This is a genomic window from Micromonospora sp. NPDC049051 (assembly GCF_043197575.1).
Classification (GTDB): Bacteria; Actinomycetota; Actinomycetes; order Mycobacteriales; family Micromonosporaceae; genus Micromonospora.
This window is the reverse complement of sequence record NZ_JBICTL010000003.1, coordinates 376719-395241: the sequence shown is the minus strand read 5'-3', so window position 1 is coordinate 395241 and position 18523 is coordinate 376719. Positions and strand designations below refer to the sequence as shown.

The 18523-nt window shown below is 72.5% G+C and carries 16 protein-coding genes and 1 pseudogene; 9 read left to right on the top strand and 8 right to left on the bottom strand.

The annotated features are described in order from the left end of the window. Window positions 1-4: 4 nt before the first annotated feature. The 3 genes from ACGFIR_RS14020 to lanKC all read right to left on the bottom strand — a co-directional run bounded on the left by ACGFIR_RS14020 (window position 5) and on the right by lanKC (window position 2923). Complete coding sequence (locus tag ACGFIR_RS14020) at window positions 5-124, bottom strand: SapB/AmfS family lanthipeptide (protein ID WP_089003486.1); 120 nt, start codon at window positions 122-124, stop codon at window positions 5-7. 72 nt (window positions 125-196) lie between these two features. Next, the gene (locus ACGFIR_RS14015) at window positions 197-316 is read right to left on the bottom strand and encodes a SapB/AmfS family lanthipeptide (protein ID WP_013734295.1); all 120 of its coding nucleotides are present in this window, start codon (window positions 314-316) and stop codon (window positions 197-199) included. A gap of 6 nt (window positions 317-322) precedes the next feature. Beyond that, entirely contained in the window at window positions 323-2923 is a 2601-nt protein-coding gene (gene lanKC, locus ACGFIR_RS14010; RefSeq protein ID WP_393007874.1) for a class III lanthionine synthetase LanKC, read from the bottom strand. A gap of 235 nt (window positions 2924-3158) precedes the next feature. On the opposite strand from lanKC, the gene ACGFIR_RS14005 reads away from it, so the two are divergent. Next, a complete protein-coding gene (locus ACGFIR_RS14005) occupies window positions 3159-4094 on the top strand; it encodes a diacylglycerol kinase (RefSeq protein ID WP_393007872.1) in 936 nt (311 codons plus the stop codon). Between the two features lie 181 nt (window positions 4095-4275). On the opposite strand, the gene ACGFIR_RS14000 is transcribed toward ACGFIR_RS14005, so the two are convergent. Both ACGFIR_RS14000 and ACGFIR_RS13995 read right to left on the bottom strand, forming a co-directional pair. After that, on the bottom strand, window positions 4276-4986 hold the full coding sequence (locus ACGFIR_RS14000; protein ID WP_393145155.1) for a TetR/AcrR family transcriptional regulator: 711 nt from the start codon (window positions 4984-4986) through the stop codon (window positions 4276-4278). Between the two features lie 107 nt (window positions 4987-5093). Further along, window positions 5094-5858 carry an HAD family hydrolase gene (locus ACGFIR_RS13995; RefSeq protein ID WP_393007868.1) on the bottom strand — a complete coding sequence of 255 codons (765 nt, stop codon included), beginning with the start codon at window positions 5856-5858 and terminating at the stop codon, window positions 5094-5096. 86 nt (window positions 5859-5944) lie between these two features. Between ACGFIR_RS13995 and ACGFIR_RS13990 the strand changes: the two genes are divergently transcribed. Both ACGFIR_RS13990 and ACGFIR_RS13985 read left to right on the top strand, forming a co-directional pair. After that, a complete protein-coding gene (locus ACGFIR_RS13990; RefSeq protein WP_393007866.1) occupies window positions 5945-8758 on the top strand; it encodes a DEAD/DEAH box helicase in 2814 nt (937 codons plus the stop codon). 166 nt (window positions 8759-8924) lie between these two features. After that, window positions 8925-9812 (top strand): MHYT domain-containing protein, encoded by an 888-nt coding sequence (locus tag ACGFIR_RS13985; RefSeq protein WP_393007864.1) that lies wholly within the window; start codon window positions 8925-8927, stop codon window positions 9810-9812. A gap of 190 nt (window positions 9813-10002) precedes the next feature. Here the strand turns inward: ACGFIR_RS13985 and ACGFIR_RS13980 are convergent, their stop codons facing one another. After that, window positions 10003-10953, bottom strand: a complete 951-nt coding sequence (locus ACGFIR_RS13980; RefSeq protein ID WP_393145153.1) for a 5'-3' exonuclease H3TH domain-containing protein — start codon at window positions 10951-10953, stop codon at window positions 10003-10005. A gap of 22 nt (window positions 10954-10975) precedes the next feature. Continuing rightward, on the bottom strand, window positions 10976-11203 hold the full coding sequence (locus ACGFIR_RS13975) for a hypothetical protein (protein ID WP_393007860.1): 228 nt from the start codon (window positions 11201-11203) through the stop codon (window positions 10976-10978). A 114-nt stretch (window positions 11204-11317) separates the two neighbouring features. Here ACGFIR_RS13975 and ACGFIR_RS13970 point away from each other — a divergent pair, with 114 nt between their 5' ends. Continuing rightward, on the top strand, window positions 11318-12394 hold the full coding sequence (locus ACGFIR_RS13970) for a DUF4037 domain-containing protein (protein ID WP_393007859.1): 1077 nt from the start codon (window positions 11318-11320) through the stop codon (window positions 12392-12394). Window positions 12395-12545: 151 nt separating this feature from the next. Here ACGFIR_RS13970 and ACGFIR_RS13965 read toward each other — a convergent pair whose 3' ends face one another. Further along, window positions 12546-13115 carry a nucleotidyltransferase family protein gene (locus tag ACGFIR_RS13965; protein WP_393007857.1) on the bottom strand — a complete coding sequence of 190 codons (570 nt, stop codon included), beginning with the start codon at window positions 13113-13115 and terminating at the stop codon, window positions 12546-12548. 337 nt (window positions 13116-13452) lie between these two features. Between ACGFIR_RS13965 and ACGFIR_RS13960 the strand changes: the two genes are divergently transcribed. From ACGFIR_RS13960 to ACGFIR_RS13940, 5 genes and pseudogenes are all read left to right on the top strand, one after another. Continuing rightward, window positions 13453-14187 carry a dienelactone hydrolase family protein gene (locus ACGFIR_RS13960; protein ID WP_393007855.1) on the top strand — a complete coding sequence of 245 codons (735 nt, stop codon included), beginning with the start codon at window positions 13453-13455 and terminating at the stop codon, window positions 14185-14187. Window positions 14188-14407: 220 nt separating this feature from the next. Beyond that, a complete protein-coding gene (locus tag ACGFIR_RS13955) occupies window positions 14408-14905 on the top strand; it encodes a hypothetical protein (RefSeq protein WP_393007853.1) in 498 nt (165 codons plus the stop codon). A 180-nt stretch (window positions 14906-15085) separates the two neighbouring features. After that, window positions 15086-16066 (top strand): helix-turn-helix domain-containing protein, encoded by a 981-nt coding sequence (locus tag ACGFIR_RS13950; RefSeq protein ID WP_393145151.1) that lies wholly within the window; start codon window positions 15086-15088, stop codon window positions 16064-16066. A 273-nt stretch (window positions 16067-16339) separates the two neighbouring features. Next, window positions 16340-16666: a DUF6355 family natural product biosynthesis protein gene (locus tag ACGFIR_RS13945; protein WP_393145149.1), complete on the top strand. Its 327-nt coding sequence runs from the start codon at window positions 16340-16342 to the stop codon at window positions 16664-16666. 585 nt (window positions 16667-17251) lie between these two features. Then, window positions 17252-18509: pseudogene (locus tag ACGFIR_RS13940) on the top strand (IS256 family transposase). Window positions 18510-18523 lie beyond the last annotated feature (14 nt).

Genomic DNA, 18523 nt, shown 5'->3' with positions numbered 1-18523 from the left:
CTGATCAGTTGCAGGTCGTGACGGACAGCGAGCTGTCGCCGCAGAGCAGCAGGCTCGCCCGGCTGCCACCGCCGGTGCGGTCGGCGGGGGCCATCTCCATGCCCTGGAGGTCGAGAAGCGCCATGTCGAGTCATCTCCTTCTGTGCCGGTCGGTCTGGGGATCTTGCGCTCGATGCCGCCGGTGACGGCGTTCGGCTCAGTTGCAGGTCGTGACGGACAGCGAGCTGTCGCCGCAGAGCAGCAGGCTCGCCCGGCTGCCACCGCCGGTGCGGTCGGCGGGGGCCATCTCGAGGCCCTGGAGGTCCAGAAGCGCCATGTCGTGTCACCTCCTTCCGTGCTGGTCGGTCGGGTCGGTCGCCCTCGCGTCGGCGAGGGTGTCGGGGGCGCCCGCCAGGGGCGCGAGGAACGGCAGGCGCACCGGGGCGTCGGGCCGCGCGGCGGCCAGCGCCAGCAGCACGCCGGCGGTGCCGGTGCCGAGGTCCATGGACAGCCGCAGCAACTGCTCGCCCGGGAAGGCGGTGCCGTCGCGGTAGGGCAGGGCGTGCCAGGCCAGCCGGGCCACCTGGGCGTCGCGTTCGCGGCACAGCTGCGGATCGTCGGGGTACGCCGCCAGGTAGGCCACGATCCCGGCCCGCCCGGCGAAGAGGCCGGACTGCGCGTAGAACGGGGACCGGGCGGCGCGGCGTACACCCGCGCTGGCCTCGGCGAAGCGCTCGTCGGCACGGTGGCGCAGGTACTGGTCGAGCACCAGGCCGATGCCGACGCTGCCCTGCCCGAGGTAGGGCATGGTGCGCCAGCCCTCGTTGACCTCGAGCGCGCCGTCGGGGCGTACCACGCAGCGGCGCAGGTCCTGGCGCAGCGCCGTGGCGGCGTGCTCCAGCAGCGCCTGCTCGCCGGTCAGCTCGTGCAGCCGCACCAGCAGCAGCGCCGGCCCGGTCCGGCCGCGCAGCAGCCCGGCGTACGGGTTGCGCCCGCCGCTGACGTCCGGCCCCGGGTCGTCGGCGAGCTGGTCGATCACCCGCTCGGCGACCCGCCAGGCCTCGTCGCGCAGGGCCGTCTCGCCGGTGCGCCCGGCCAGCTCCGCCAGGTTGAGCGCGATGCCGGAGAGGCCGCCCGACAGGCTGTGGTCGAGGCCGTCCAGCGGCTGACGAAGGCAGATGTCGAGCACGTCGAGGGCGTCCTGCCGGCGGCCGAGCGCATCGAGGGCGTACGCGACGCCGTGCAGGCCGTCGTAGAAGCCGCACCGGGTGCCGGAGGGGGGCGTCGTGGCGTGGCGGACCAACCACTGCTCGTGTTCCGGCCACCGTCCCGCGCCGCTGACGTGCAGGGCGTAGAGGACGCCGGCCGCGCCGTGGGCGAGGTTGAGCCCGCCGCTGCGGAACTGTTCGATGTCGCCGGGGAAGAGCCGGTCGTCGCGTTCGGGTGTCGCGCTGGCGAGGATCGCCCGGGCGAGCCGGTCGCGGTGCGCCGGTCCGACGCCGACGGTCAGGTCGGGGGCCGGCCCGGCGTCCGCCGGGTCGGTGCCGGTGATCTCCCGTACGGCGTCGTCGAGCAGTTCCCTCGGCACCGGGAAGTGTTCGGCGATCACGTCGGCGAGGTGCGCGGCCTTGTCCGGCCCGAGCCGGACGAGCTGGGTCAGCGGCAGGAACAGCGCCAGCCGCAGGCAGGCCAGGGCGTACCGGTCGACGGCGGGGCCGGTGCGGTCCCGGGGCGCGGCGAAGCCCTGGTTGCGCAGGCCCGGCCGGCGGTGCCCGTCGATCGGGGCGGCGACCTCGAAGTCCACCAGCGCGATCCGGTCGTCGGGGCGGACCATGACGTTGAACAGGTGCAGGTCGCCGTAGACCAGGCCGCGTTCGTGGATCGCCGTGACGACCTGCTCGACCTGCCGGTGCACGTTCAGCGCCCAGCGGGTGTAGTCGGCGCGGTCGGCGTCCGTGGCGTCGGCGTCGATCAGCGGGTACCTGTCCACCAGCACCTTGTTGAGCGCGCGGCCCTCGATGAACTCCAGCGCGAGGAAGCGGTGCTCGCCGAGGGTGAACTCGTCGTGCACCCGGGGCACCTGGGGCAGGTCGGCGAGCCGGCGCAGCGCGTCTGCCTCGCGGGCCAGGCGGGCCACGGCGTCGGTGCCGTCGGCGTCGAGGCCGGCGTGCGGGCGGGCCTCCTTGAGCACCACCTGCGTGTCGGTGCGCACGTCCCGGCCGACGTAGAGGCCGCCGCCGTTGGAGAAGTGGATGACCTTCTCGATCCGGTACGGCACCTCGTCGGTGCTGGTGGCGTTGCGGGCGGCCAGGTGGGGGCCGAGGAAGTCGGGCAGCGTGACCCAGGACGGCACGTGGAACACGGGATCGCGCCGGTCGGGCACCAGCGTGCCCGTGTCGTCCTCGATGGCCGGGACGACCTGGCCGTCGGGGGAGTGGCAGTAGCGGGCGGCGAAGCCGCCGTAGCGTACGTGCACCGGCCCGGCGCCGTGGCGCAGGTCGCTGAGGATGTACGGGCCGGGCTCGCCGGTGAGCAGCTCGTCGAGCTCCTTGCAGACCAGCTCCAGTTCCGCGTCGTCACGGGGGTAGACGGTGACGAACTTGCCGCTGGCCGCCCGGGAGGCGTACTTGGAGTTGCGCAGCAGCAGGGTGCGGGGGCCCCGGAGGAACTTGAAGGACAGTCCACGCGGGACGCAGTAGTCCCAGACGAGGTCCAGCACCCGCTCCGCGTTCGCCAGCGTCGCCGACACGTGGATCTTCCAGCCCTGCTGCGGCAGCGTGCCGCCCTCCGGGGCGTAGATCAGCCAGTCGTCGAGCGGCTCGGAGCGCCAGCCCTCGGGCACGGGTCGCCCCGCCGCCGCGAAGGTGGGCTGTTCGACGGCGCTGCCGAGGGAGTCGTAGAAGAGCCGGTCGGCGGCGCAGTAACTGTCGTAGCGCTCGTCCACCGTGACCACTCCCTCCGCTGTTCGGCCGGTGCCGCTGTCGTTCGGCCGATGCCTTCGTCCTGCTGACGGATACGAGTTTGTCCGTTCGGACCATGGTGCTTCCAGTGCGTTCAGTCATGACGGCGAATGTGTGCCGCACGGTCGGCCATGACAAAAGTCAGTTGCGCCCGCGACGGGCGGTGTCCCGCCCGACGGGCCGCCGGGCGGTACGTGAAGCCCGCCCGGTGGCGGTACGGTGCTGGCCGTGATCGCAGACGAGCACCCCTCTGTCGCCGGCGACGGGCCTGTCGCCGTGCTGGCCAACCCGACTGCGGGCCGGGGCCGGCACCGCGGGTTGCTGCCGCAGGTCCTGCACCGGCTCGCGGTCGCCGGTCGGCCCGTACGCCCGCTGCGCGCGCACACCGCCGACGAGGCCGAGGCGGCCTGCCGCGCGGCGGTGGCCGACGGCGCGTCGGCCCTGGTCGTGGTGGGCGGCGACGGGACGGTGCACCGCGCGTTGCAGGCGGTCGCCGGCACGGCTGTCCCGTTCGGTCCGGTGCCCGCCGGCACCGGCAACGACTTCGCCGCCGACACGGGCTTCCCGGCCGACCCGCTCGCCGCCGTCGACGTCATCGCGGCGGCGTTGCGCGACGGCCGCACCCGCCCGGTGGACCTGGCCCGGATGACGGGGGCCGACGGTACGCACCGGTGGTACGGGGCGGTGCTCGCCGCCGGCTTCGACGCGATCGTCAACGAACGCGCCAACCGGATGCGCTGGCCGAGGGGTCGGCGTCGCTACGACCTGGCGATCCTGGTGGAACTGGCCCGGCTGCGCCCGCGCCGCTACACGCTGCGCCTCGACGGGGTGGCACACGAGATGGACGCCGTGCTGGTGGCGGTCGGCAACTGCGCCAGCTACGGCGGCGGCATGCGGATCTGCCCGGACGCGGACCCGACCGACGGCCTGCTCGACGTGGTGGTGGGCGGCCGGTTCGACCGGCGCACCCTGATCCGGGTCAAGCCGCGCATCTACCGCGGCACCCACGTGACGCACCCGCTGGCGCGCACCTTCCGCGCCCGTACCGTCGAGTTGAGCGCCGAGGGCATCACCACGTACGCCGACGGCGAGCGCGCCCTGCCCCTCCCGCTGACCGTCACGGCCACCCCCGCGGCCCTCCACCTCCTCCGCTGACGCCCGCCCCTTCCCCTTCCCCTGCCCCGCCCCGCCGTCCCTCCCCGGTCCCGTCTCCTCCTCCCGGCGCCGATCATGCAGTTGTGGTGCCCCGCGCAAGCCGCGTATGCGACCAAACCCGGCACCAGAAGTGCATGATCGACGGCGTGGACGGCGAAGGCGGACCGCGTGGGCGGCGTGGTCAGGGGGTGGTGTGGGTTATGCGGTCGAGCCATTCGGCGAGCAGGGTGCGTTCGGCGGTGGTGAGGTCGGTGGTGAGGGTGTCGAGGGCGGCGCGCAGCGCCACGGCGTGCCGGACCGGGCGGTCGGCCCGCGAGGTGGCCCGGGCGGCGGCGGAGTCGGTGACCAGCGTGGCCAGCATCGCCTCCCGGCTGCGGGTCGACAGGGCCGGGTCGCGCTGCGGGGGCGGGGTCCGGATCAGGGCGAGGGTGACCCCGCAGGCGGTGGCGTGCAGCATCTCGGTCGCCTCGTCGACGCCCGTACGCAGCCGGCCGGCCTCGGCCACCCGGTGCACGAGCTGGCGCAGGATGTCGGCGGCGACCCGGGTCGCGGTCGGGGTCTCGCCGGGGCGCGGGTCGGCGTACATGAGGGCGTGGAACGCCGGGTTGGTCACCCCGAAGCCGACGTGCAGGTCCCAGCCCCGGCGCAGGTCGTCGACCGGGTCGCCGGCGAGGTCGGCGGCCGCCTGGGCGTGCAGGTACGCGGCGAACCCGTAGCTGGCCGCCGCGTCCAGCAGTCCGCGCATGTCGCCGAACTGGCGGTAGATCGTCGGCGCCTGCACGCCCGCTGCCCGGCTGACCGCGCGGGTGGAGACCGCCTCCCGGCCGCCCTCGGCGAGCAGCGCGGCGGCAGCCCGGACGATCCGGTCCCGGGGCGACGTCTCGGTGATCATGGAAGCGACGATAACGAACTCATGTTAGCGTCGCGTGTTAACGGTGCTGTCGATTCGCCGTTAGCTCTGCTTCGCGATGCCGGCCACGTCCAGCACGGCACCCGCCGTCAGCTCTGTTTCGCGACGCCGGCCAGGTCCAGCACCGCGCCCAGGCCGTTGGTCCGGCCCGCCTCGGCGGCCGGCAGCACCAGCACCGCGCACCCGGCCGCCACGGCCCCCGCGTCGGCCGGGGTGTCGCCCACCATCAGCGTCCGCTCCGGGTCGACGCCGAGCATCCCGCAGCCGCGCAGGAAGATCCCCGGGTCGGGCTTGCAGCGCCCCACCTCGTACGACAGCACGAACGCGTCGACGAACCCGGCCAGCCCCCACGCCTCGAAGTGCGGCCGGATGTCGAAGCCGATGTTGCTGACCACGGCCACCCGGACGCCCGCGGCGCGCAGGGCGGCCAGGGTCGGGGCGGTGTCCGGGTAGGGCACCCAGCCATCGGGGACCAGCACCCGCTCGTAGAGCGCGTCGGCGAAGCCCTCGATGCCGGCGTCGACGGTCTCGGCGAGCCCGGTGTAGGCGCCCCGGTGGGCGTGCGGGTAGAGATCCCGGTCGGCCCAGAGCTCGGTCAGCCGGGGCGGCACCCGGGCCGGCAGCGGCCCGCCCGCCCGGCCGGCGGTCAACAGCCGGTCGGCCAGCGCGGTGGCCCGCATCCGCTCCAGGGAGACCCCGCAGGCGCTCGCGGCGGCGAGCACCCACTCCCGAGGCTCCTCCACCTGGGCCAGGGTGCCGTGGAAGTCGAACAGGACCGCCTCCACCGGCCGGCGGGACGGGCCCGGGGGGACGGCGTCGTGCGAGGCGCTGGGCGGTTCGGCATGATCCGGCACGTCGTGCACCCTACCGACCGTCCCCGACGCCGTTGCCGGTCGGCCTTGCCCGGTGGCTGTCGGCGGCACGCACTAATCTTGGGAGCATGTCGAGTCCCGCCGAGCGGTACGCCGCGGCGCGCCGCCGGGCCACGCAGGCCGCACAGTTCCCGGCGCTCAACGAATTCGCCCTCGAGTTGGGGTTCGATCTCGACGACTTCCAGCGGGAGGCCTGCCAGGCGCTGGAGCGGGGCAGCGGCGTGCTGGTCTGCGCCCCGACCGGCGCCGGCAAGACCGTGGTCGGCGAGTTCGCCGTACACCTGGCGCTGCGCGGCACGCCGACGCCCGCCGACGGCGACGCGCCGGCGACCGCCGCCGAGGCCGCGCCGCCCCGGCGGCGCAAGTGCTTCTACACCACCCCGATCAAGGCCCTGTCGAACCAGAAGTACCACGACCTCGTCGACCGCTACGGCGCCGAGCAGGTCGGGCTGCTCACCGGCGACAACGCCATCAACGGCGACGCCCCGGTGGTGGTGATGACCACCGAGGTGCTGCGCAACATGCTCTACGCCGGCTCGGCCACCCTCGACGGCCTGGCGTACGTGGTGATGGACGAGGTGCACTACCTCGCCGACCGCTTCCGCGGCGGGGTGTGGGAAGAGGTGATCATCCACCTGCCCGCCTCGGTCACCCTGGTCTCCCTGTCGGCCACGGTGTCCAACGCCGAGGAGTTCGCCGACTGGCTGGTCACGGTGCGCGGCGAGACGGCCGTGGTGGTCAGCGAGCACCGCCCGGTGCCGCTGTGGCAGCACATGCTGGTCGGCAAGCGGATGTTCGACCTGTTCCACGACGCCGACGCCGCCCGTAAACACGACGTGCACCCCGAGCTGCTGCGCTACACCCGCGACACCATGCGCCGGCTGGAACTCGGCGAGGGCCGCAGCGCGGGCCCGGGCAGCGGTCGGCGCGGTCCCCGCTGGCGCGGCCCGATGCGCCCCGACATCGTCGACCGGCTCGACCGCGAGGGCCTGCTGCCGGCGATCCTGTTCATCTTCAGCCGCGCCGGCTGCGCCGCCGCCGTGCAGCAGTGCCTCGCCGCCGGCCTGCGGCTGACCTCCCCCGAGGAGCGGGCCGAGATCCGCCGCGTCGTCGAGTCGCGGGTCACCGCCATCCCCGGCGAGGACCTGACCGTCCTCGGCTACTGGGAGTGGCTCGACGGCCTCGAACGCGGCCTGGCCGCCCACCACGCCGGCATGCTGCCGGTGTTCAAGGAGGTCGTCGAGGAGCTCTTCGTCCGCGGCCTGGTCAAGGCGGTCTTCGCCACCGAGACGCTCGCCCTGGGCATCAACATGCCGGCCCGCTGCGTCGTGCTGGAACGCCTCGTCAAGTACAACGGCGAGGCGCACGTCGACCTGACGCCGGGGGAATACACCCAGCTCACCGGCCGGGCCGGCCGACGCGGCATCGACGTCGAGGGGCACGCCGTCGTCGTCTGGTCCCCGGAGACCGACCCCCGGCACGTGGCCGGTCTCGCCTCCACCCGCACCTACCCGCTGCGCTCCAGCTTCCGGCCCTCCTACAACATGGCGGTCAACCTGGTCGGCACCGTCGGCGCCGAGCCGGCCCGCGCGCTGCTGGAGTCCTCGTTCGCCCAGTTCCAGGCGGACCGCTCGGTGGTCGGCCTGGCCCGCCAGGTGCAGCGCAACACCGAGACCATCGAGGCGTACGGCGCGGAGGCGGCCTGCCACCACGGCGACTTCGACGAGTATTTCGCGCTGCGGGTGGCGATCGCCGACCGGGAGCGCGCCATCGCCCGGCAGGGGCAGAGTCAGCGCAAGGCCGCCGCGGTGGCCTCCCTGGAGCGGCTGCGGGTCGGCGACGTCATCCGGGTGCCGTCGGGCCGGCGGGCCGGCCTGGCCGTCGTGCTCGACCCCGCCACCGGCGGCTTCGGCGAGCCCCGGCCGCTGGTGCTCACCCAGGACCGCTGGGCGGGCCGGGTCAGCCCCGGCGACTTCACCACCCCGGCGGAGGTGCTGGCGCGCATCCGGGTGCCGAAGCACTTCAACCACCGGTCGCCGGCGGCCCGGCGCGACCTGGCGGCCGAGGTCAGCGGCACGGGGCTGGACCGGCACGGCGGCCGTCGTGGGGGCCGCTCCCGGCAGGCGGCCGGCGACGACCACCGGCTCAGCCAGCTCCGTACGGAGCTGCGCCGGCACCCCTGCCACGCCTGCCCTGACCGCGAGGAGCACGCCCGCTGGGCGGAGCGGCGCCGCCGCCTGGAGAAGGACACCGAGGAACTGCGGCAGCGGGTGGCGGGCCGGACCGGCTCGTTGGCCCGTACGTTCGACCGGATCGTGGCGCTGCTCACGGCCCGGGGCTACCTGGCGTCCGACGGCGCGGTGACCGACGCCGGCCGGATGCTGGGGCGGATCTGGACCGAAGCGGACCTGCTGGTCGCCGAGTGCCTGCGCCGCGGCGTGTGGGACGGGCTCTCGCCGGCCGAACTGGCGGCGGCGGTCTCCGTGGTGGTCTTCGAGGCCCGCCGCGACGTCGACGAGCGGGCGTCGCTGCCGCGCGGTCCCGTGGCCGACGCGGTCGACGAGACGCTCAAGCTGTGGAGCGAGATCGAGGCCGACGAGGCGGCCCGCGGCCTCACCGTCACCCGCGAGCCCGACCTCGGGTTCGCCTGGCCGGTCTACCGCTGGGCGCGGGGCGAGGCGCTGGCGAAGGTGTTGGCGAGCGGCCACGAGATCGACGGCGAGATGCCGGCCGGCGACTTCGTCCGGTGGGCGCGGCAGGTGGTCGACCTGCTCGGTCAGCTGGCCGACTCGGGCGGGGCCTCGGCGGAACTCCGGTCCACCGCCCGGCAGGCGATCGGCGCCGTGAACCGGGGCGTGCTGGCCTACCACACCCCGGCCTGATCGTCACTGTTGGTGACTGGGCGTCGGAAACCGACGCATCGCACCGTCGCGACAACAGCACCCCCTGAATTGTTCCGGGGGTGCTGTTGTGCCTGCTCGTGGCATCCCTGATCATTGCTGCGGCGCGCTGCTACGCGCCAGTAATCGATCTTGGGAAAGGCCCGCCATGGCGGAAATCAATCACTTTGAGTACGGGTGGATCACCCCCGCGCTGAGCTACGCGCTGTCGGTGCTGGGCTCCGCCCTGGGCCTCATCTGTGCGAGCCGGATCCGCACCGCCGGCAGCGCGGGCCAGCGCGCCTGGTGGGGAACGCTGGCCGCCTGGGCCATCGGCGGCACCGCCATCTGGACCATGCACTTCATGGCGATGCTCGGCTTCGCCGTCCAGGGCACCCGAATCCGGTACGACGTGCCGATCACCGTAACCAGCGCGCTGATCGCGGTGCTCGCGGTCGGGATCGGCCTGGCAATCGTCGGCACCGGACGGTTCTCCGCCGTACGGCTGCTCACCGGGGGCCTGTTCACCGGCGCGGGGGTCGCCGCGATGCACTACACCGGCATGGCGGCCATGCGGCTCAACGGCCGGATCGACTACGACACCACCCGGGTCGTGCTGTCGGTCGTGATCGCGGTGGTCGCGGCCACCGTGGCGCTCTGGCTGGCCATGACCGTCCGCCGTGGGTTGGCGGTCGCCGGCTCGGCGCTGCTGATGGGCATCGCGGTCAACGGCATGCACTTCACCGGGATGAGCGCCATGTCGGTGCACCCGCACGCCCGGCAGGGCGAGGTTTCCGGCGCCGGCGTCAGCACCCTGCTCGTGCCGATCATCCTCGCGGTGGTGTTCGGCGTGGTCGGACTGGTCTACGCGCTGCTCGCCGCACCCACCGCCGAGGACCGGGCCGCCGCCGAGTACGTCGGCACGCTGCGCGACCGGGAGCCCGTCGAGGCGCCGCTGGCGGCGGCGCCGGACCCGGTGGGACTGCGGGCCCGCTCCACCCTCGGCCGGCCGGGCACCCCGTTTCCGACCCGCCGGGACAACCACGGGCCTCGGTAGCATGCGCCGAAGAATCCACAGCTGCGGTAACGGCCCACCGCACCCGCTCCGCCCGCGGCCGCCTGTGACCGCGGGCCCGGAGCCGTGGTAGGCGGCCGGGCCGCAAGCCTCGGTCCGGCGTCGGGCCGGTCCGGCCGTCGGGCCGGTCCGGGGGCCGGCGGCTTCGGCCCGGCGGCCGGTCGCGGGTCGGTCAGGCCCGCTCGGCGAGGGCGTCGACCAGGCGGCGCGTCGAGCCGGCCAGGTTCCACTCGCCGGCCAGCTCCAGCAGCCGCTCGGGGTCGACCGGGGCGGCCGGCAGCGCGGTGGGCAGCTCGGGCAGCGGCACGTCGAGGGCGACCCGGACCACCTTCGGCGCGACGGCCAGATAATCACGCGCGGCGGTGAGCTTCGTGCGCAGCCCCGGGGCGAAGCCGGAACCCGGCTCGTCCAGGGCGGCCAGGATGCCCGCGATGTCGCCGTAGCGCTCGATCAGCCGGGCGGCCGTCTTCTCGCCTACGCCCGCGACTCCGGGCAGTCCGTCGCTGGGGTCGCCCCGCAACGCGGCGAACTCGGCGTACCGGTCCGCCGGCACCCCGTAGCGGGTGCGCACCGCCGCGTCGTCGCAGTCGTCGAGCTTGGCCACGCCACGCCCGACGTAGAGCAGCCGCACGGGACGCGTGTCGTCGACGAGTTGGAACAGGTCCCGGTCGCCGGAGACCACCTCGACCGGCGCCGGCTGGGTCACCGAGAGAGTGCCGAGCACGTCGTCGGCCTCGTAGCCGGCCGCGCCGACGTGGGTGATCCCGACGGCGTCGAGCACCTCCAGGATCAGCGGGACCTGCGGGCTGAGCGTGTCGGGCACCACCTCGCCGCCCTCGGGGGCCACCCGGTGCGCCTTGTACGAGGGCAGCAGCGCCACCCGCCAGTCGGGCCGCCAGTCGTGGTCCATCGCGCAGACCATCCGGTCGGGCCGGCGGGTGCGGATCAGGCTCGCCAGTATGTCGAGGAAGCCGCGCACGGCGTTGACGGGGCTGCCGTCGGCGGCCCGGGCCGCCGACTCGGGAATGCCGAAGTAGGCCCGGAAGTAGAGACTGGGCGCGTCGATGAGCAGGATCGGGGGTCGCTGTGCCACGCCCGACAGCCTGGCACATCCCACCGACATCAGGGGGGTACGGCGCGGCCCGTCAGCGACGTTCGTCGTCGCGGTACAGCGTCTCCCGGCGGGCCACGTACTGCAGGCCGTAGCTGGTGAGCAGCAGCGCGATGGCGACCGCGACCTCGAGCCAGGCCGCCGTACCGTCGGCGATGGTCAGGCCGACGACCAGCAGCACCAGGCCGGCCACCGCGGCGACGCCCGACCAGAGCAGCCTGCGGCGTCGGGTCGCGGCACGCTCCCGGTCCGTCGCTGCCACGGCGGTCGCTCCTCTCCGTCGGCGACCTGTCCGCGCCCAGCCTATCGACGGGTACGGCCGCCGGCGGCGGAAACCGGGCTGCGAGGCCGCCGCCCGCGGGCGAGACTTGCCGGTGTGACGTTCGTTGCCGGCCTGACGCTGGGCCGCCGGTTCCACGACGAGGTGCTGGCTCCGATCCTGCGCCGCCGTCTGCCCGGGCTGCGCTACGCGGCCGGCCTGCTCGACGGCGGCTCGGAACTGCTCGGCCTGGACACCCCACGCTCCACCGACCACGACTGGGGGCCGCGCGGGCAGCTCTTCGTCGCCGCGTCAGACGCGGCCCTGATCCCGCGGCTGCGCGCGACGCTGGACGCCGACCTGCCCGCGGAGTTCCTCGGCTGGCCGACCCGGTTCACCGGGCACGGCAGGCTTGGGGTCGCCGACCGGGCGGGCAGCCGACACGGCGTCACGATCCACGAGCTGGGCGGCTGGTGGCACGATCGGCTGGGCTTCGACCCCGCCGCCGGCGTCAGCGCGGCCGACTGGCTGGCCACACCGACGCAGCGGCTGGCCGAGGTGACCGGCGGCGCGGTCTTCCACGACGGCCTCGACGGCGCGCTGCGCGGGGCCAGGGCGGCGCTGGCGTGGTATCCGGACGACGTGTGGCGGCACGTGCTCGCCGCCGCGTGGACCCGGGTCGCCCAGGCCGAGCACCTTCCGGGGCGCTGCGCCGAGGCCGGCGACGACCTCGGCAGCCGGATGGTAACCGCCGGGCTGGCCCGGGACCTGATGCGCCTCGGCCTGCTCCTGCACCGCCGCTGGCCCCCGTACGACAAGTGGCTGGGCACGGTGTTCGCCCGGCTGCCCGACGCGGCGCCCGTGGTCGCGGCCCTGACCGGGGCGGTGGGCCCGGGGGACTGGGCGAGCCGGGAGGCCGGGCTGGTCCGGGCGCTGGAGACGGTCGCCGCCTGGACCGACGGCACCGGCCTGGCGGACCCCGTACGCGCCCGGCCCAGGCCCTTCCACGCGCGGCCGTTCCTGGTCCTGGACGCCGGTCGCCTCGCCGCCGCGCTGCGCGCCGCCATCACCGACCCGGTGCTGCGCGGGCGCCCGCCGCTCGGCGCGGTCGACCAGTACGTCGACAACGTCGACGTACTGACCCACGCCCGCCGGGTCCGCCGGCTCGCCGCCGCGCTGGACACGCCGGACTGAGGTGGCTCCGCGCGTGGGCCGGGGCTCGCCGGTGCCGGTGTGCCGGGCCGGTTGGCCGGGCCACGTCGCAGGTCGATGAAACAAGTAGCCGCGACGATGGCATCCTGCGTGCGGCAGGTCGACCCGGAGCAGCGGGGCTTCGGAGGCCGGCTCACGTCACGACGCGGACACCGGGCCAGCGTTCGGCGGGGCGGTGGCGGGCGAGTCGCTGCCGGGAGATCTCCGGGCTGACCCTGGCCGGGTTGCGCCGCCACACGCCGTCGAGCAGGTCGTCGAGGCCGTGCGGTGCGCACACCGCCATCCGGTCGTACGCGTCGAGGCGTATGGCCACTGCGGTGGCGTACTCAGGCCAGGTGGCGACCGCGTCGGCGATGGTGCGCAGCGGGACCACCGGACCGCCGCCGAACTTGGTTGGGTACCAGGTGTGCACGGCGGCCTGGTTCTTCGCCTCCCACGGCAGATCTGGCCAGGCCGCCGCCAGCCGCCGGGTGGCCCGGTCGTCGTTGTCGCGGCTCAGGTCTGTCGGGTCGAGGAAGACGACATCGACGTCACGCACCGATGACGGGTCGAAGCCGTCGCCGTACCGTTGGGCCCATACGAGGTCGCGGATGGCGCCGGCGCCGATCCAGGCGTCCGGCAGGCCGGAGTCCCGGACGACTCCCAGCGCCCGACACAGCCACGGGCTGTGCTGGACGAGGCCCCGCAGTTCGTCTTCCCGCATTGGTTCCCCTGGTTGCCACTGTTGGATGCTGGTCAGTCGAACAACCGGCCTACGAGGGCGCCCTGGCCGGATTGCAGGACGTGCGCGGCCCGTAGCGGTGGGCTCACATCGCACCTGGCCGCATCCCGCCTGCCCGCGGCATCCGGCCACGAAGCCTGCCCACCGAAAACACGTTGGCGGACCATGGTGGCCCGCTGCTAGTTTTTCCCGAGCCGTGCGAGAGACCGAGGAGGTGGTACCCGTGAACGTTTCGACATGGGTGCTCCCCTCTGGGGTCACGGTCGGGCGATAGGTCGTCCGGGAGCGCCGTCCACGAGCACTCCCGAAAGGCACGACCATGCGATTCACTACTGAGCAGCGCCTCGATGACGACGTCCTCGAACGCGAATTCACCCTCGGTGAGATCCCCGGCATCCTGTGGACGCCCGCATCCGCATCGGCGCCGGTCCCGCTGATCCTGCTCGGCCACCCCCCGCTCGGACTGCGCACGATGTACCCCCGCCTGGTGGCGCGGGCCCGGCGCGTTGCGGCGGAGGGCTTCGCCGCGGCCACCATCGAACTGCCCGGCAGCGGTGACCGGCCCCGCTGGGCCGCCGCCGAGGCGGCCCGCGCCGACCTGCGCCGGGCCATGGAGGCCGGCGAGCCGGTCAGCGACGAGATCATCGACGCCCTCGTCCTCCCGCTCGTCGACAAAGCGGTCCCGGAATTGCAGGCCACCCTGGATGCCCTCCTGTCGCTGCCCGAGATCGGCGGTCCGGTCGGGTACTCGGGGGGAGTGATCTCTGTCGGCATCCGGCTCGCGGTGGTCGAGCCGCGCATCGTGGCCGCCGGGTTCTTCGCCGGAAGTTTCGTGCCTCGTGTCATGTTCGAGGAGGCCCGACAGGTCACCATTCCGCTGCATGTCCTGCTGCAGTGGGATGACGAAGGCAACGACCGGCAGGCGGCCCTGGACCTGTTCGACGCCTTCGGTTCCACGGAGAAGACGCTGCACGCCAACATGGGCGGACACACCGGTGTCCCGCAGTTCGCAGGGGAGGACGCGGCCCGGTTCTTCGCTCGGCATCTGCGCTAGCCGCAGGCCAGGGGCCCCGCCGCCAGGCCAGCCGCAGGCGATAGGCGGCGTCGGCCGGCACACCGCCATCGAGGACACGCCCCAGCTCTCCTCGATGGCGGTGGCCAGCAGATGCATCACCGCCCCGATCGCGGCGGTGCCGGGCCACCGGCCGGTATCTCCGCCAGGCCAGGCACCCGCTCGTAGCCGACGAGGATGGGTAGTCGCGGATACTGGCACGGTGATCACCCTGCCCCACGGCCCGTCAGGATTGTCGAAGGCGACCTGGACGGATGCCGACTTCCCTAGCATGGGCTGGCATGATTGCCGGGTCCATGCCGTGAGCATCGGCGAGTACGAGGATGACACTCTTCCGCCTGCCAGGATGCTGCTGGACCTCGACTACATCGTGCGGTGGGTGCAACCCACGGGGCAAGACGGCCGTTTCACCTTCTGGGTCGCCCCCGCGACGCTCGTGTTCGAACGAGCTTGGAACATCGAGGGCACCCTCGGCCCGCTCCACGAAGTCATGGAGATCGCCGACCTTCATCGACTTCCTTCCCCAGACAGCAGTTCGGAACCGTTGTGGCACATCGAGGGTCAGAACTTCGATCTCCGTCTCCGAGCGGCTGCTTACACCCAGCACATCCGGCTACCGCCGCAGCATGTCCACCGGCAGGTCCTCACCTCCACCGAGCGTGCCGGGATCAGCTTCGCCGAGCGGTCCTTCTCGGAATAGCGGTGTACGGATCTGCCGCCGATCGCGCGCGTGTGGCGCCGTCCGGTCGTGCTGATGGATGCCTAGCTAGGCGTTTCGTGGTCTCACCAGCCAGCGATGCCTGACCCGCACCATCACGCCGCTATATCGACGCCAAGCTATCGTGGTCTGACCCCTGCAGCGACAGCGCGAAGGTGAGTCATGGACGTAGTCAGCACCACCGAGGTCCCGGTTGAAGAGGGGTTCGCCTTCTGGCGCGAAGTAAACTCGAAGCTCTGGGTGCCCTACGACTTACGCTGTGAACCGCAGTGGGAGCCCGGATTCCGGGCTCAGGTCGGAATCAGCGAGTTCGGTCCCGTGCAGGCGACATTCATGACCACGATGCCGCACGCGGTTCACCGCACTCCCAAGCTCATTCGGCAGGCCGATCCCGAGGTGTTCAAGCTGGGTTGCCTCGTGCGCGGTGGCGGTATGATCACGCAAGACGGCCAGCGCACAGATTTCGGCGTGGGGGACCTGATACTGTATGACACCTCCCGGCCCTACCTGGCCGAATTCACACCGGATGTGCCAGTGAGTCAGCTGCTGCTCCTGCGCTTCCCGCGCTCGTTGCTGCCGTTTCCTCCTCGGGAGTTGCGGCGCCTGAGCGCAGTTCGCATCCCTGGCGTCCAAGGCATCGGCGCGTTAACTTCACAATTCATGCAGCAGCTTGCCCGACACATGGACGAACTCAGTCCATTCGACGCCGCCCGGCTGTCCACCCTCACCATTGACGTGTTGACCGCGGCACTGGCCAACGCGCTGGACGTCCAGAGCGCGGTGCCCCCCCACACCCGACGGCGAGCGTTGATGGCTCAGATCCACGCCTTCGTCCGAGAAAATCTGGGCGATCCGCACCTGACACCGGACGCGATCGCCGCAGCGCATCACATCTCGCTGCGATACCTGCACAAGCTGTTCCACGAGGAAGGGCACACGGTCGCCGGCTGGGTCCGCGAGCGTCGCCTGGAGCAGTGTCGACGCGACCTCGCCAACCCCCAACTAGGAGCGCGCCCGATCCGCGCGATCGCCGCCCAGTGGGGGTTCGCCAGCCCGGCGCACTTCAGCCAGGCGTTCCGCAACGCCTACGGCCTTTCGCCACGCCAGTTCCGCGAGCAGTGCGCGAGAGTACGCGCAGACTAAACACTTGTGCGCTTACCAGTAACGACAGGCCCGGCTGCGGCCTGCATCCTTATCTCAGGAAATCCGCTCAGCCAGGATGGAATCTGATTCCGGCCTACGGAACAAGGTTCACTTGAGCGTGCCACATCGATCCGTGTCTTCGCGACGGAAGGAGCGCGAGGAATTACATCGTCGATCATTCTATGCAGCCAGCAGCATCATCTAGGCCGCAGCGGCGGCTGACAGGAGAGCATTGTGAAAATGTGGTACAGAACGGCGTTCCGGATCTCGGCAGTGACCGCGATCCTCGGCGCACTCACCCTGTCCGGGACCGTGGCACAGGCAAGTCCGGGCGCCGGCTCCCGCCTGACCCAACACGAAACCACCGCGGTTCCGGAGCAGGCCAAGCCCGGCAGCGACGACGTCGCCGCGCAGGTTTGCGGTTACTACGAGGACGCGGTGACGGCCTGGTACAACCACTGCGGAAGCACCCACGTGATCATCTACGTCGACGCGACGTGGCCCCGCGACGACTGGACCTGGTGCATCGGCCCGGGAACGTGGGACATCGGCGGCGCCAACGCCGTATCCAACGCCTGGTACGCGGGTCAAACCTGTTGAACCGTCAGCCAATCGCTGCGCGATCCTCCACCTAAACCGCAAGGCGCTTGCGCCGCCACCGACTGCCGGCGGTCGCGATGGGCCGCACGGGGAGGCTGAAGGGGAATCATTGTTCGTGGCTCAGTCTCCGGACGGATCTGGAGACTGAGCCACTTGCTCGTTGGCATGGCGGGCGCGATGCTCACGGTCGGGATCGTGGTGGATCGGGGCCTGGAGTGATCGATCTGGCGTCCGTGGGCTGGGCGGCGGCGGCCGTCTTCGCCGCGGACGCGGTGCGTGCTGCGCGGGAGCGGCGGGCTGCCCGAGGGGTGCAGGCGTTGCTGCGGGCCGAGGCACGCCAGCGGGAAGAACGCCGTCGGTTGACCGAGGAGTGGCTGCGGATCGCCTGGGACCTGCACGACAGCGTCGCGCACGCGAATGACCACCATCAACGTCAGGCCGCGATGGCCACCGGCAGGGCAACCCGCCGACGAGCAATGCTCAAGACCTGTGGATCGGCCGGGAAGGGGCGTACCTTCCCGGTGATCGATTCGTGTAGGTCTCTAGCAGGGCCGACGTTGGCGCGTCGGTCGGGAAGGCACGCCGGTGCTGACTGTAGTCGCCGAGGACGGACAGCGACGCGATGGCGTTTCGCCGTTGGACGAGGCCGTCCGTGAGGGGACGCGACGGACGGTGGCCGCCTGCGCTGGAGGCCGAGGTCGACGCCTATCTGGGGAGCTGGCACATGAACGTGACGCGCGGGGCCGGCGCCTGGTGGTGCGTAACGGCCACGCCCAGCTGCGGCAGGGGATCACGTGGGCGGGGGCGGTCGAGGTGGTCGCGCCGCGGGTCAATGACAAGCGCGTCGACCCGGCTACCGGGCAGCGTCGGCGGTTCCGGTCGGCGATCCTGCCGCCGTGGTGCCGCAAGAGCCCGAAGGTAGCCGAGGTACTACCTCTGCTCTGTCTGCATGGTTTGTCGACCGGTGATTTCGTCCCGGCCCTGGAGTCGTTCCTCGGCTCGGCCGCCGGCCTGTCCTCGGCCACGATCACACGGCTGAGCAAGCAGTGGACCGACGACTACCACGCCTTCTGCAAGCGGGACTTGTCCAGCGTCGATTACGTGTACGTGTGGGCCGACGGTATTCACGTCAATGTGCGCCTGCAGGAGGACAAGCTGTGCCTGCTGGTGGTCGTCGGGGTCCGCGCCGACGGGGTCGAAGGAGCTGGTCGCCCTGGCTGACGGCTACCGGGAGTCGACCGGTTCGTGGGCTGACCTGCTGCGTGACTGCGCTCGTCGGGGTATGCGGGCCCCGGTCCTCGCGGTCGGTGACGGCGCGCTCGGGTTCTGGGCTGCGCTGCGGGAGGTCTTCCCCGATACCCGGGAGCAGCGCGACTGGGTGCACAAGACGGCGAACGTTCTGGCCGCGTTGCCCAAGTCCGCCCATCCGGGCGCGAAGGCCGCCCTGGCTGAGGTCTACAACGCCGAGGACAAGCGACACGCCCACGCCGCGGCGAAGCGGTTCGCTGGCACCTACGGGGTCAAGTTCCCCAAGGCCGTCGCCAAGGTCATCGACGACCTCGACGAGTTGCTGACGTTATACGACTTCCCCGCCGAGCACTGGATCCACCTACGTACCTCGAACCCGATCGAGTCGACCTTCGCGACGGTGCGCCACCGCACCCGCGTCACCAAGGGCCCCGGCAGCCGAGCCGCCGGCCTGGCCATGGCGTTCAAGCTGATCGAGTCCGCGCAGGACCGGTGGCGAGCGGTGAACGCACCACACCTGGTCGCCCTCGTCCGCGCCGGCGCTACCTTCATCGACGGCCAACTGGTCGAGCGCCCGACCGGCCTGGCCGCATAGCTCACCACTGACAA

What these genes read in the sequence shown, in the direction of transcription:
- ACGFIR_RS14000 (WP_393145155.1), bottom strand. Translation starts at nt 4,986, where the DNA reads ATGATCACCGAGACGTCGCCCCGGGACCGGATCGTCCGGGCTGCCGCC.
- ACGFIR_RS13980 (WP_393145153.1), bottom strand. Translation starts at nt 10,953, where the DNA reads ATGTCGGTGGGATGTGCCAGGCTGTCGGGCGTGGCACAGCGACCCCCG.
- ACGFIR_RS13985 (WP_393007864.1), top strand. Translation starts at nt 8,925, where the DNA reads ATGGCGGAAATCAATCACTTTGAGTACGGGTGGATCACCCCCGCGCTG.
- ACGFIR_RS14015 (WP_013734295.1), bottom strand. Translation starts at nt 316, where the DNA reads ATGGCGCTTCTGGACCTCCAGGGCCTCGAGATGGCCCCCGCCGACCGC.
- ACGFIR_RS14020 (WP_089003486.1), bottom strand. Translation starts at nt 124, where the DNA reads ATGGCGCTTCTCGACCTCCAGGGCATGGAGATGGCCCCCGCCGACCGC.
- ACGFIR_RS13965 (WP_393007857.1), bottom strand. Translation starts at nt 13,115, where the DNA reads ATGCGGGAAGACGAACTGCGGGGCCTCGTCCAGCACAGCCCGTGGCTG.
- ACGFIR_RS13950 (WP_393145151.1), top strand. Translation starts at nt 15,086, where the DNA reads ATGGACGTAGTCAGCACCACCGAGGTCCCGGTTGAAGAGGGGTTCGCC.
- ACGFIR_RS13960 (WP_393007855.1), top strand. Translation starts at nt 13,453, where the DNA reads ATGCGATTCACTACTGAGCAGCGCCTCGATGACGACGTCCTCGAACGC.
- ACGFIR_RS13990 (WP_393007866.1), top strand. Translation starts at nt 5,945, where the DNA reads ATGTCGAGTCCCGCCGAGCGGTACGCCGCGGCGCGCCGCCGGGCCACG.